Annotated in this window: 11 protein-coding genes; all 11 read left to right on the top strand. The window is 48.1% G+C overall.

Annotated features, from left to right (window positions below; all coding sequences use genetic code 11):
* Positions 1–36 precede the first annotated feature (36 nt).
* The 11 genes from spoVE (at position 37) to MKX74_RS17905 (ending at position 13,176) form a co-directional block, all read left to right on the top strand.
* Complete coding sequence (gene spoVE / locus MKX74_RS17955; RefSeq protein ID WP_025680828.1) at positions 37–1,134, top strand: stage V sporulation protein E; 1,098 nt, start codon at positions 37–39, stop codon at positions 1,132–1,134.
* A gap of 4 nt (positions 1,135–1,138) precedes the next feature.
* Positions 1,139–2,254, top strand: coding sequence for an undecaprenyldiphospho-muramoylpentapeptide beta-N-acetylglucosaminyltransferase (gene murG, locus MKX74_RS17950; protein ID WP_341179317.1), 1,116 nt, complete (start codon positions 1,139–1,141; stop codon positions 2,252–2,254).
* A gap of 448 nt (positions 2,255–2,702) precedes the next feature.
* A complete protein-coding gene (gene murA, locus MKX74_RS17945; protein ID WP_018886784.1) occupies positions 2,703–3,986 on the top strand; it encodes a UDP-N-acetylglucosamine 1-carboxyvinyltransferase in 1,284 nt (427 codons plus the stop codon).
* 60 nt (positions 3,987–4,046) lie between these two features.
* The gene (locus MKX74_RS17940; RefSeq protein ID WP_341179316.1) at positions 4,047–4,811 is read left to right on the top strand and encodes a cell division protein FtsQ/DivIB; all 765 of its coding nucleotides are present in this window, start codon (positions 4,047–4,049) and stop codon (positions 4,809–4,811) included.
* A 198-nt stretch (positions 4,812–5,009) separates the two neighbouring features.
* Positions 5,010–6,269 carry a cell division protein FtsA gene (ftsA, locus tag MKX74_RS17935; RefSeq protein ID WP_018886786.1) on the top strand — a complete coding sequence of 420 codons (1,260 nt, stop codon included), beginning with the start codon at positions 5,010–5,012 and terminating at the stop codon, positions 6,267–6,269.
* 59 nt (positions 6,270–6,328) lie between these two features.
* Entirely contained in the window at positions 6,329–7,435 is a 1,107-nt protein-coding gene (gene ftsZ, locus MKX74_RS17930) for a cell division protein FtsZ (RefSeq protein ID WP_018886787.1), read from the top strand.
* A 103-nt stretch (positions 7,436–7,538) separates the two neighbouring features.
* Positions 7,539–9,461, top strand: a complete 1,923-nt coding sequence (locus tag MKX74_RS17925; RefSeq protein ID WP_341179315.1) for a BglG family transcription antiterminator — start codon at positions 7,539–7,541, stop codon at positions 9,459–9,461.
* Between the two features lie 209 nt (positions 9,462–9,670).
* Positions 9,671–10,036 carry a PTS lactose/cellobiose transporter subunit IIA gene (locus MKX74_RS17920; protein WP_018886789.1) on the top strand — a complete coding sequence of 122 codons (366 nt, stop codon included), beginning with the start codon at positions 9,671–9,673 and terminating at the stop codon, positions 10,034–10,036.
* A 15-nt stretch (positions 10,037–10,051) separates the two neighbouring features.
* Positions 10,052–11,347, top strand: a complete 1,296-nt coding sequence (locus MKX74_RS17915) for a PTS sugar transporter subunit IIC (RefSeq protein WP_341179314.1) — start codon at positions 10,052–10,054, stop codon at positions 11,345–11,347.
* Between the two features lie 34 nt (positions 11,348–11,381).
* Complete coding sequence (locus MKX74_RS17910) at positions 11,382–12,818, top strand: glycoside hydrolase family 1 protein (RefSeq protein ID WP_341179313.1); 1,437 nt, start codon at positions 11,382–11,384, stop codon at positions 12,816–12,818.
* Positions 12,819–12,855: 37 nt separating this feature from the next.
* On the top strand, positions 12,856–13,176 hold the full coding sequence (locus MKX74_RS17905; RefSeq protein ID WP_341179312.1) for a PTS sugar transporter subunit IIB: 321 nt from the start codon (positions 12,856–12,858) through the stop codon (positions 13,174–13,176).
* Positions 13,177–13,187: the final 11 nt, after the last annotated feature.

Genomic DNA, 13,187 nt, shown 5'->3' with positions numbered 1-13,187 from the left:
AAGCCCCTACTTATGGTGCAAGGGGTGGCCTCCTATATGAAGCAATCGCGTCCGGCTCCGGATTTATGGATGTTCGTCTGCATTATTGCCCTGCTTGCGATCGGCCTTGTGATGGTGTATAGCGCCGGCGCAGTGTTGGCTTTTCGTGAATATGGAGATTCCTATTATTTTGTCAAACGACAGTTGCTATTCGCCTCGCTTGGTCTGATCGCGATGTGGTTCACGTCAAGAATGGATTATCGGCTGTGGGGACAACTCGCGAAGCCCATGCTCCTGGTCTGCTTTCTGCTATTGCTTGCAGTTCTGATTCCGGGCATTGGAGTTGTGCGGGGAGGAGCTCGAAGCTGGCTGGGCATTAGTTCCTTCGGCATTCAACCTTCCGAGTTCATGAAGCTTGGGATGATTGTGTTTTTGGCGCGCTGGCTGAGCCGACCTGGTTATAACATTACATCCTTTACTAAAGGACTACTCCCACCTATGGGACTTGCAGGCCTTGCCTTTGGTCTTATCATGCTTCAGCCTGATCTGGGCACGGGCACGGTTATGCTGGGTGCGTCCATGCTGATTATTTTTGCTGCAGGGGCAAGTCTCAAGCAGCTTGGTTGGCTGGCGCTTGGCGGTGTGGCAGGTTTTGCAGCATTAATTGCGGCAGCGCCGTATCGTCTGAAGCGGATTACGGCTTTCCTGGACCCATGGTCCGATCCGCTAGGTGCGGGGTATCAGATTATTCAATCTTTATATGCCATCGGTCCTGGCGGACTGGGGGGACTCGGATTGGGTATGAGTCGGCAGAAGTACAGTTATGTGCCCGAGCCACAGACAGATTTTATTTTTTCAATACTTTCAGAAGAGCTGGGCTTCATTGGTGGCTGTATCGTTATTTTACTGTTTCTGATGCTGATATGGCGGGGCATGCGAACAGCGATGACTATTCAGGATACATTCGGGAGTCTGCTGGCTGTTGGAATTGTCGGAATGGTCGCGGTCCAGGTCGTGATTAACATAGGCGTCGTCATCGGACTCATGCCCGTAACCGGGATCACACTACCGTTAATTAGCTATGGCGGCTCTTCTTTGACCTTGATGCTGACAGCACTGGGTATATTATTAAGTCTATCACGTAATACGAGGTGATCTCATGCGAGTGGTGTTAAGCGGCGGCGGGACTGGAGGACATATCTACCCGGCGATTGCTGTAGCCCGACAGATTGAAGAGGAATTTCCTGATGCGGAGTTCCTGTATATTGGCGGTAAACGGGGGCTGGAAAGCAAGCTGGTGCCCCAGGAAAAAATAGATTTTGAGGCGATCGATATTACAGGCTTTCGCCGGAGCTTGTCTTTTGAAAATGTAAAAACAATTATGCGCTTCTTCCAAGGAGTACGGACCTCAAAGGCTCTGCTGCGCCAATTCAAGCCGGATGTCGTTATCGGCACGGGTGGCTATGTGTGTGGTCCGGTGGTATATGCAGCAGCAAGACTCGGCATTCCTAGCATGATTCATGAGCAAAATGCCATCCCTGGATTAACCAATTCATTCCTGAGCCGCTATGCAGATACGGTAGCTGTAAGCTTTGAAGGTTCTGAACGAGCTTTTCCAAAAGCCAAGCATGCGGTCTATACCGGTAATCCACGTGCAACTACTGTACGACATGCGAACAGGGACCGTGGCTTTGCTACGCTGGGACTCCCGATGGAAAGTTCTGTGGTGCTCGTAGTTGGAGGCAGCAGAGGTGCCAAGGCAATTAATGACGCCATGATTGACATGGCTCCGCAACTTTCGAAATTGAAGGACGTACATTTTGTTTATGTGACGGGTGAAAGCTACTTCGAGCGCACGACAGAGCAAGTACGCAGCAAGATTGGTTCTCTTCCTAACTATGTGCATATTCTTCCTTATATCCATAATATGCCGGAGGTGCTCGCCTGCACTTCCTTGATTGTGAGTAGGTCAGGGGCATCATTTTTGTCGGAGATTACCTCATTGGGTATCCCGTCCATTCTCATTCCATCGCCAAATGTGACGAATAATCATCAGGAGGCGAACGCACGCAGACTGGAGGAGGAAGGTGCGGCTGTCATGATCCGTGAGCCAGAGCTTACTGGCAAGAAGCTATTCGATGAAATCGCGGATATCATGCACAATGCTGACAGACGGGCTCACATGTCGACGGCCTCCGCTACGCTGGGCAAACCGGATTCTGCTGAGGTGCTGGTACAGGAGCTGGTGAGAATAGCAGGGAAGTCAAGGAACTAAATACAGACTTGGGCGGTTGTCACACGTGGCGTCATCCTGTCATAAGATACCTTATACATTGTGACCACCACCCGGGCTGCCGGCTAACGCCCGACCTTTAGATCTCCGCCATGCTCAATCGGTTGGGGAAGCAGCTGACAGTTCCTGGACACAGATGAACGCTGTTCTCGGCACAGCCTTCTCTGGCTTCTGTTTGGACGGGGGACCAGTAAGCTACGCTGATAAGAGAACTCGGATGAAAGCCGGACCCAGGGTCAGATGTGTCCATACAACTCAGTCCATTGAGGCTGTGCTGCGCCAAAGCGATAATCAACACCGGGCTAGCGACAGCAGAGGACGTGCTTACCCTTTTGCAGCATATTCAAAGCAAATATCATCTCATGCCGGCATTCTCCTTGAGCCGGAGTAACCTCGTGGTGGGTGAGCGGTAGAACTCGGAGGTGATACATTGGATAAACTGGTTATTGAGGGCGGATATCCTCTGTCCGGAACTGTTGGCATTCACGGTGCCAAAAATGCGGCGCTCCCGATCTTGGCAGCAAGCCTGCTTGCCAACGGCGAAGTGCAAATCCGCAACGTCCCGAATCTGCTGGACATCCAGGTGATGATTGGCATTCTCGGACGCCTGGGCTGCAATGTCAGCTATGAACAGCAGGCAGTGAAGGTAGATGCTTCAACGTTATCCACGACCGTCATTCCGGAAGACCTGATGAAGCAGATGAGATCATCCATCTTTCTGATGGGACCGCTCCTGGCCAAATACGGTGAAGTTACAGTATACCAGCCAGGTGGGTGTGCCATCGGAGAACGCAAGATAGATCTACATCTGGATGGTTTGCGTGCGCTCGGAGCAGAGATTATCGAGCAGAGCGAGCAGATTACCTGTCGTGCGTCAAGATTGACTGGTGCAGATATTCATCTGGAGTTCCCAAGCGTAGGAGCCACAGAGAATATCATGATGGCAGCGGTACTTGCCGAAGGAAGGACGACGATTACCAATGCGGCTAGGGAGCCGGAAATTCAGGATCTTCAGCGCTTTCTGAACACAATGGGCGCTCAGGTCATTGGAGCAGGGACAGATACGATTACGATTACTGGTGTAAAATCGCTACAATCCTGTTCGTACGGGATTATTCCTGATCGGATCGTTGCAGGCACGATTATGATTGCGGCAGCAGCAACTCGTGGCAACGTGACACTTACAGGCTGTAATCCGGGTCATATCTCGTCGCTCCTGCACGTCCTCCGGCGGGCTGGTGTTCAAATCAATGCTTGCAATGATATAATAAAAGTAAGCTGTATGACCCGTCCCAAGCCTGTTGGCCGTATTGTTACCTCACCCTATCCATCATTTCCAACCGATCTGCAGTCTCAGGTAATGGTACTGTTGTCCTTGGCTGATGGCTTCAGCATCATGAAGGAGACGGTATTCGAGAGTCGCTTCAAGCATGTGAACGAGTTGAACGTCATGGGTGCTGACATTTCAGTGGACGCGAATGCAGCCTTGATTCGGGGAGTTCCCCGTCTCTACGGTGCTACTGTCGAGGCAACGGATCTGCGTGCGGGAGCCGCATTGGTGATTGCAGGTCTCGCTGCTCAGGGACGAACAATCGTTGAGCAGGTCCATCATATTGATCGAGGCTATGATAGACTTGAACTACTATTCCAGAGTCTTGGAGCCAAGATGCGTCGTCAGTCTGTTGTACCGGAGGAGCTTGATTTTGCTAATTAACATTGCCTGCAGCGTCCCCTCCCTGTCGGAGGGGACGAGAGGCTTCTATGGGGAGTTCATATGCATAAAGCCCAGATCCCTGCACTCAGAGAGAGCAGGCCAAAAAGGAATACAAGTCGAAAAATAGCCTGGACCCTTTTCTTTTTATTTATCGTGCTGCTAGCGGTCCTTTTTTTCAGGTCCTCATTAAGCCAGATTACAGCGGTTCAATTTCAGGGAAGTACGTTTACGCCGCAGGACAAGCTGCTGGAGCAGAGTGGTCTGGAAATTGGTGGTCAATTTTTTGGTGCCAGTAAGGAAGAGATCATTAGTCGCCTGAAGCAGATTCAATCCATCCAGATGGTGAATGTGGACAAGCATTTCCCAGGGGAGATTAGCATTCAGATCAAGGAATACCCTACAGTGGCCTACGAGGTAAATACAGATGGAGAACTTAGAGCCATTCTCTCGAACGGGACAAGCGTGGAGGTATCCAGCAGTGGAATTGCTGTAGAGAAGCCCATTCTGACACAATGGAAATCCGATGATCCCATTAAAATTAAGCTTAGTCAGACTTTAGCCAACATTCCTAGTGAGTGGACTGCTGATATTTCAGAGATTTTACCAGACCCTACTCCTTCCTTTCCGGATCGTATTCGAATGTATACCCGGAGCCAGTTCGAAGTGCTGACAGCTGTATCATTACTTGAGAAGAAGATTAGTTATCTGAATCAGGTCATTGAGACGGAAGAGCCAGGAATGATCACTATGTTTCAAGCGGATACGTATGTTCCTTTCAAACCGCGCGAGGAAGATGGTAGCTTCGAAAATGCCACTACTCAGTGATCTGAAAAAATGATAAAATGAGTTTTATGAGCTCTAGCTCGGTATTCCTTCTTTTTTCTTGAAATTTTTATATCTTTGGCCAGAAGTTGGCACCGAAAAAATTTGTAGAAAAAAGAGGGATCGTATAAATAGTGTTGAATATTTGTAGAGGTATGTTTAGAGATGACAAATCATTTGGAGTTAGGAGGTGCCACAGACTTGAGTAACAATGACATCATTGTTAGTTTGGACATCGGTACATCCAAAGTTCGGGCTATTATAGGTGAAATGAATAATGGAACCTTTAATATTATTGGAGTTGGATCTGCCGACTCGGAAGGAATTCGCAAAGGTGCAATCGTAGATATCGATCAGACCGTGCAATCGATCCGCAGTGCAGTTGATCATGCGGAACGCATGGTAGGTATTCAGATAACTGAAGTATACGTGGGTATCACTGGCAATCATATTGGCCTGCAGACAAGCCATGGCGTGGTGGCGGTCTCTAATGAGGACCGCGAGATCGGTGAAGAGGATATCGAACGGGTGCTGAAGGCTGCGGAAGTCATTGCAGTTCCTCCGGAGAGAGAAATTATTGATGTAGTGGCCAAGCAATATATCGTGGATGGTCTGGAGGGCATCCAGGACCCACGTGGCATGATTGGGGTAAGACTTGAGGTAGAGGCTACCATCGTAACAGGAGCCAAGACGCCTATACATAACCTACTGCGTTGTGTTGAGAAGAGTGGCTTGCGTATTGTTGATCTGGTCCTGCTTCCGCTTGGTACGGGACAATTGTCTCTGTCCAAGGATGAGAAGACGATGGGTTCAGCACTTGTCGATGTTGGGGCAGGGTCTACCACGATTGCGATCTTTGAGGAAGGTAGTATTGTGGCTACATCGACTTTGCCGATTGGTGGCGAATTCGTAACCAATGATATCGCTTATGGATTGAGAACGTTAACCGACCAGGCTGAGAAGGTGAAGCTGAAATACGGCTGTGCCAATTATGATGATGCGGCTACAGATGTCCTGTTCAAGGTAACGCGCATCGGTAGTAATGTGGACAAGGAATTTAATCAGCAGGACTTGGCTGCGATCATCGAGCCTCGAGTGCAGGAGATATTCCAGCTGGTTCAGGCCGAAGTAAGACGACTTGGTTACACGGAGCTTCCTGGGGGTTATATACTTACGGGAGGAACTGTATCCATGCCAGGTGTACTTCAAGTAGCTCAAGGTGAGCTGGCTGCTTCGGTAAGGATTGCAGTGCCGGATTTCATTGGTGTTCGTGACCCTAGTTTTACTAGCGGAGTCGGTATTTTGCAAAATGCGGTACGCCAGTATCGTGTGCGCAGCCAAAGTGGCAACGTAAGTGCCAAGAAGCCGGCCAATCGAACGAAGAGCAGTCCCGCTCCGGAAAAAGAGCAAAAACCGGGATTTATCGAACGTTTGAAAAACATGTTCAGTGAATTTATATAACGGTTGAGTGCCATACATGGACGAGCTAGCCATGCACATTGAGGGGGAGAGGGAATAGTATGTTGGAATTTGATTTTGAAATGGAGAGTTTGGCCCAAATTAAAGTGATAGGCGTCGGTGGGGGCGGTAGCAATGCTGTCAACCGCATGATTGATAATGGAGTACAAGGCGTTGAATTCATTACGGTCAATACGGATGCCCAAGCACTTCATCTGGCCAAATCCGAGCATAAGCTGCAAATCGGCGATAAGCTGACTCGCGGTCTGGGTGCTGGCGCTAACCCTGATGTGGGCAAGAAGGCTGCTGAGGAGTCCCGTGATCTGATTATGAATACCCTGAAAGGGGCAGACATGGTGTTCGTTACAGCCGGAATGGGCGGCGGTACCGGAACAGGTGCTGCGCCAGTTATCGCTGAGATTGCAAAGGAATGCGGAGCATTGACAGTAGGTGTGGTTACACGCCCGTTCACCTTTGAGGGTCGCAAGCGGTCTACACATGCCGAGCAAGGGATCGAAGGCCTGAAGGAAAAGGTAGATACCCTGATCGTCATTCCGAATGATCGATTGTTGGAGATTGTAGATAAGAAGACTCCAATGCTGGAGGCTTTCCGCGAGGCAGATAATGTACTTCGTCAAGCCGTACAAGGCATCTCTGATCTGATTGCTGTACCGGGTCTCATCAACCTTGACTTCGCTGACGTGAAGACAATCATGACTGAGCGTGGTTCAGCCCTGATGGGGATCGGACTGGCAACAGGCGAGAACCGTGCTGCCGAGGCTGCGCGCAAGGCTATTATGAGCCCACTGCTGGAGACGTCGATTGAAGGGGCACGCGGGGTAATCATGAACATTACAGGCGGCGCTAATCTCTCTCTGTATGAAGTGAATGAAGCGGCCGAGATCGTGACTTCTGCGTCTGATCCGGAAGTGAATATGATCTTCGGTGCGATTATTGACGATGACATGAAAGAAGAGATTAAAGTAACTGTTATTGCTACAGGCTTCGAAGGCAAGCCAGCTCCATCTGCTCCTTCCCGCAAGCCGGCAGCAAGTCAGCCAGAACAGGAAGAGCGTCCGTCCAACCTGCGTCCGTTCGGCAACCAGCAGAGCGATCAGCTGGATATCCCGACCTTCCTGCGCAACCGTCCGCGGAACAACAATGACTAACATAAATTAGCAGGAATGTCCCCAAGTAGTATTCTACTTGCAGGACATTCCTTTTTTTTATTGAAGGATACAGTCGATCCTAATATTGAAAGGAGTTTCGTTGTTGCGGATTTTTCATCTTCTTCACCTATTGATTTCCGAGCAAATTGTTAGCAGTGAGTATCTAGCCAAACTGTTGAATGTGTCATCACGCACCATTCGGACGGATCTGAAGGAATTATCCGCATTGTTGTCCACACATGGAGCCACAATCAAGTCGCTAAAGGGAGCAGGATATCAGCTTGAAATCCATGATGAGCAGCGTTTCCGACATTTGCTGAAGCAATTGAAAGAAAATGAAGCGGCTACACCGCAGCAAGTAAGCGGATCATCCGAGAGCAGACATCGTTTTCTGATCAGGAAGTTGCTGTTGACGGAGGAATATTTCAGGCTTGAAGACTTGGCTGACCTACTGTTTGTAAGCCGTCCAACGATACAAAATGACATCAGGGAAGTACGGCGAATATTGAAGAATTACGGCTTGACGCTGGAGAATCGTCCCCATTACGGTGTTAAAATCAAGGGAAGCGAGACTCAGCTACGCTACTGCATGTCCGATTATATTTTTAGCCGTACGGAGATTGCACCCGAGAGCACGCATTCTCCATCCATTCTTTCTGATGAAGAAATGGATTTAATCAGAGAGGTTATTCTTGAACGCATTGAAGTCAATGACATTATATTATCCGATATTGCGCTCAACAATCTGGTCATTCATATCGCAATAGCTTGTAAGCGGATACGGGATGAAAGGTATGTCTCTTTTTATCCGCAAGAAATGAAAAAGATTGAGGCGCAGAAGGAATTTGGCGTGGCATCTGAGATAGTGTCCAGTCTTGAGCGCAAGATGAATCATTCCTTTCCTTTCGCTGAAGTTGCGTATATAGCGGTACATTTGCTTGGTGTAAGAACGATTGTAGCGGCTAATATGGACGATACGGAAATTAAAGGGATGATAGACGGCGAAATATACGACCTGGCAGTTGAAATATTGGATCATATTGAAAAAGGAATGCAACTAGGCATCCGCCATGACAAGGAGCTGCTTGTGGCATTGTGTCTGCACCTCAAACCAGTCATTAACCGTTTCAGATATGGGATGAATTTGCGCAATCCGATGCTGGATGAGATCAAATCCAATTATCCGTTGGCCTTTGAAGCGGGGATACTGGCGGGTGAAACGATCAGGAAGCGGCTTGGCTTTGAAATTGAAGAAAATGAAATTGGCTACCTTGCTATTCATATCGGTGCCGCGATTGAGCGAAAAAAAGAGCAGAACACTCCTAAGAGATGCCTGATCGTATGCGCATCGGGCAGGGGAAGCGCTAAATTGCTCTACTACAAGCTGCAATCGGTATTTGGCTCCAAGCTGGACATTGTCGGTACGACTGAATTTTACAAGCTCAAGCAGATGCCGCTCGATTCGCTGGATTTTGTAATCAGCACGATACCCGTCTCCGAAAAGCTATCGGTACCGATCATACATGTCAATACGTTTCTCGGCGGCACGGACGTAGACAAGATTGAGCAAGCTATCTCGGAAACTGGATTGCCGGCTATCCATTATATACGGAAAAAGCTCGTTTTTCTTCAGCAGAAAATGGACAGCAAGGAGGAAGTGCTGGCGTTTATGGTAGACAGGATTAAGGAGGCGGGGCTTGTCAAAGGCCCGTTCCTGGAGTCTGTGCTGGAGCGTGAAGCGATGTCTCCCACTTCGTTCGGCAATTTTGTAGCGATTCCCCATCCGATGGAGCCGTTTGCTGATTCGACCTTTTGGGCTGTATGCACGCTGCTGAAGCCTATTGATTGGGACGGCAAGCCGGTGCAGTTTGTATGCGTACTGTGCATGCAGCGCAGTAAAACGGAGGATGTACAGAGCATGTACAATATTTTGCTTACGATTTTGAATAACGAAGCTCTGGTCCAGCAGCTGATTAAATGTAAGACGTATTCGGATTTTGCTCGAGTTCTCCATGAGCATGCATAAGATTTAATCCAGTGAAACGACGTATGGAGGAATATCCCGATTCTCTAAAGAGGGATATTCCTCTTTTTGTATATAGTTATTTTCCGTTAAGAAGAGGAAAAAGCTTATGTTAAATTGTAAACGATTGCAATTTATAATAAATTTACAGCCAACAGCTACAGTAAGGGGTGCTGCTAAATCAGGGCTGCTCTGAAGGAGGGACCATAAGAGTGAGCGAAAAAGAAATAAACAATTCCGTTGGTGATGAGATTCTGGATGAGACTGAAATTGTATTTCAGATCATTTTGTACGCAGGCAATGCCCGCAGCTCGGCGATGGAAGCGATTGAGCTTGCCAAAGCAGGCAAGTTCACTGAAGCAAGAGAGGAGCTGGCAGCTGCAAAAAAAGAACTGATATCCTCTCACAAAATTCAGACCGGATTAATCCGGAAGGAAGCAGAAGGGGAGAAGATGGAGGTGTCCGTCATGATGGTTCATGCCCAGGATCATTTGATGAATGCGATTTCCATTCACGACATGGCCTCCGAGTTTGTGGACTTGTATGAACGTATTGAGCAATTGGGGTCGAAATCGTAGAGGGAGGTCTTTCTGATGGCACTCAAGGATAAAGTTGTTAATGGCCTTACATCAGTAGCGAACGCCATTAACAATTTTAAGTATATTATGGCTATCAAATCTGCTTTCATCACACTGATGCCTGTTATTATTGTAGGCGCTTTCGCGGTCCTTATATCCAATATGGTGATGGACCCGACGAACGGGTTGGCTCATTTTCGCCCGTTTGCATTTTTGGCGGATTACAAGCCGATTTTTACCGCGATCAACTATGCCAGCTTAAATATTCTGACCATACTCGCCATCTTTATGATTGGTCTGGAATTAGGTAGAATTAACGGAGAGAAGAATTTTTTTCCAGGATTGCTAGCGGTCATCTGCTTTGTTTCCGTTACGCCAACAACGCTTCAACTGATGGTGAACGGTGAGATGCAAGAGGTTACGAATGTGATTGCGCGTCAATTTACAGATACGAAAAGCTTGTTTCTTGGTATTTTTGTGTCTATCCTGTCTGTCGAGCTGTACAGTAAGCTGGGCAAATCGGATAAGCTCAAAATTAAGATGCCGGAAAGTGTGCCCCCCAATGTGGCCGTGTCGTTCTCGGCGCTGATTCCGACGATTATTACCGTAACAGTGTTCTCGGCCGTCGGATTTTTCTTTCATATGTTTACAGGCCTGTATTTGTATGATGCCGTGTATAATGTGGTGCAAAAACCGCTGGAGACGGTTGTGCAAGGTCTACCGGGTATCTTGACCTTGATGCTGGTTGCGCAAATTTTCTGGGTCATCGGCATCCACGGCAATCAGATGGTAAAGCCGATTCGCGAGCCGCTGCTGCTTGGAGCCATTACCGTTAACATGACTGCTTATGAGCAAGGGCTGCCTATCCCTAATATTATTACGATGCCGTTCTGGGACATCTACATGAGCATCGGCGGTTCCGGCGTTACTCTGGCTCTGCTTATCAGCATCCTGATCGCCTCCAAACGCGAGGATATGAAGGAGATTACTAAGCTATCAATGGGTCCGGGACTATTTAATATTAATGAGCCGGTTATTTTCGGGCTTCCGATCATGTTGAACCCTATTATGGCTATTCCGTTCATTATCACGCCGCTTGTTACGGGCACCATCGGTTACTTCTCGACATTGCTTGGTTTTGCCGGCCGTACGGTCGTCATGGTGCCTTGGACCACACCGCCGATTATTAATGCCTACCTGTCAACAGGTGGAAGCATCGGGGCGGTCATTACCCAGCTTGTGTGTATTGCGGTTGCAATATTAATCTATCTGCCGTTCGTCAGAATTGCCAACAAGCGGACCGCAGAGTAAGTAGAAAAATTGCGGAGTTAAGGAGGAGTAATCAATGGCTAAGCATACAATGAACATCCCGGCTGATTTTATAATAGGGGCTGCTTCATCCGCCTGGCAGACAGAAGGGTGGAGCGGCAAGAAGGAAGGGCAGGATTCTTATCTTGACAGGTGGTATATCAATGACCGCCATGTCTGGCATAACGGATATGGTCCGGCCGGCGCGACCGACTTCTATAATCGCTACAGCGAAGATATCGCACTTATGAAGCAGATTGGACTGACGCATTTCCGTACCTCTATTAACTGGTCCCGTTTTTTAACCGACTATGAAAATGTGATTGTAGACGAAACCTATGCGGATTACGTGGGACGGGTCATTGACGAACTGATAGCGAGTGGTGTCGAGCCGATGATTTGTCTGGAGCACTATGAGCTGCCGGCGTATCTGTTGGATAAATATGATGGATGGTCATCAAAGCATGTGGTTGAACTATTCGTGAAGTATGCGAAAAAGGTGTTTGAACGCTACGGCGACCGTGTCAAGCACTGGTTTACCTTTAATGAGCCGATTGTAGTGCAGACCCGCGTCTATCTGGATGCGCTGCGTTATCCCTATGAGCAGAACACCCGCAAGTGGATGCAGTGGAATTACAATAAAACACTCGCAACCGCCAAATGCGTGCAATTGTTCAAGAAGCAAGGCTATGGCAAAAACGGTGCGAAGATCGGCGCCATTCTCAATCCCGAGGTAACATATGCCCGCTCAAGCGCGCCGCACGATCAGTATGCAGCCCATGTATACGATCTGTTCTACAACCGGGTATTTATGGACCCTCTGATCAAAGGGGAATACCCCGAGGAATTGTTCGAACTGATGAATAAGCATGATATCACATTCGAGTCTACACCGGAAGAACTGGCTATCATCAAAAATAACACGATTGATTACGCGGGTATTAATTTGTATTATCCGCACCGAGTAAAGACGCAGACTAAGGCTTGGAATGAAAATGCACCTTTTCACCCGTCTTATTACTATGAGCATTTTGATCTTCCAGGCAAGAAAATGAACAAATCGCGTGGGTGGGAAATTTACCCTAAAATTATTTATGATATGGGCATACGTATCAAAAACGAATACAACAATATCGAATGGTTTATTTCCGAGAATGGAATGGGTATCGAGAACGAGGCGATATTCAAAAATGAAGAGCAGATCATTCAGGATGATTACCGGATTTCCTTCATCAGCGAGCATTTGTACTATACACTCAAAGCCGTGGAGGACGGTTCCAACTGCAAAGGGTACATGTTGTGGGCCTTCACGGATAATGTATCCCCGATGAATGCGTTCAAGAACCGCTATGGACTGGTTGAAATCAACCTGGAGAACGACCGCAGCCGGCATTTGAAAAAATCCGGTTACTGGTACAAGTCAATTATCGCTGAACGTTCGCTTACCGTTGATTTGGATGAAGAGTACAAGTAACTGAATGATGAAAAAATCGGATCAGGAGGCGTTAACTATGAAAACAATTATTCTTGCCTGTTCAGCCGGCATGTCTACTTCAATTCTGGTATCCAAGATGAAAAAAGAAGCGGAAGCAAGATCTCTCGAAATCGACATTATAGCCATTCCCGAAAGCACAATCAAGGATGAGCTGTCGGGCATCAGCGACCATGTAATTGCGATTCTGCTCGGTCCCCAGGTCCGCATGCGTAAAAATGCTGTAACTGAAATTGCGGCCCCGTACAGCATTCCGGTCGATGTCATCGACACGGTGGCCTACGGCAGAGGGAATGGTCCGGCAGTTCTGGATCAGGCCTTGGCGATGTCAAGCAATTAACGTAGGTGACG

Source organism: Paenibacillus sp. FSL K6-1230 (genome assembly GCF_038002385.1).
GTDB lineage: Bacteria > Bacillota > Bacilli > Paenibacillales > Paenibacillaceae > Paenibacillus > Paenibacillus massiliensis.
This window is presented reverse-complemented; position numbering and strand designations above follow the sequence as displayed.